Here is a 950-nt window from a genome sequence, read left to right as displayed (position 1 = left end):
GATACTCCTACTGATAATGTATCTAAACCACCTGTTACTTGGCTTGAGCCATCTGTTAATTTAGATACTCCTACTGATAATGTATCTAAGCCACCTGTTACTTGGCTTGAGCCATCTGCTAATTGATTTATTCCACCTGCCATTTGATTTACGCTTTCAGATAATGTACCTAAACCGCCTGTTACTTGACCTGATCCATCTGCTAATTGATTTATTCCATCAATAAATTGGCCGGATTCGTTTTCAAATTTATTTGCGCCTTCTTTTGCTACATTTAAATTCCTTCCAAATCCTTGGAACTTTTCAACAAACCCCTTTTGTGCACTAGCTAATTCATCAATACCACTCGTTAAAGTTTGTAATCCTGCTGTATTCGGTAGTTTGTTTTGTGCATCACTTGTTCTTTGATCTATTTCGCCTTTTAATTGTTTTACTTCTTCATTTAATTTATTTGTTCCACCTGCTACTCCGGCAGCTTTTTGCTGAACTGTCGCTGTACTTTTTACAGCACTTGTTATGAATGGTTGTAACTGTTCTTGATATTCTTTCGGTAAACTCTCAATTTGCTTTTGTAAATTCACTACATCTTGCGCTGCATTTTTTGCATCTCCTGCTGTTGATTGCGTAAGTTCATTTAACTGATTTACATTCGCCCCAGCTCCATCTATTTTCTCATTTACTGTATTCAATATAGAAGGACCTTTCGACTGCATTTCCTCTAAAGCTGCAGCAGAACTTTTCACTTTACTATTTAAATCTTGCAAACCTTTTTCAATTTTTTGAGAAGCTTCCTCTAATTGGCTTTGTCCCCCAACCAGTTGTTCCATACCATTTGATAGATCCGTTGTTCCTGTTTTAAATTCACCAGATTTACTTACTAATTTGTTCAAGCCACCGGTCACTTTCTCAGATCCATCACGTAATTCGCCAATTCCTTTTTGCATTTCACC

The 950-nt window shown here is 36.8% G+C and carries 1 pseudogene; it reads right to left on the bottom strand.

Annotated features, from left to right (window positions below):
• A pseudogene (locus MR167_RS31520) lies at positions 1 to 950 on the bottom strand (phage infection protein); the annotation flags it as partial.

Origin of the sequence: Bacillus cereus group sp. BfR-BA-01355, assembly GCF_022663675.1 — a bacterium.
GTDB classification, from domain to species: domain Bacteria; phylum Bacillota; class Bacilli; order Bacillales; family Bacillaceae_G; genus Bacillus_A; species Bacillus_A thuringiensis_S.
This window is presented reverse-complemented; position numbering and strand designations above follow the sequence as displayed.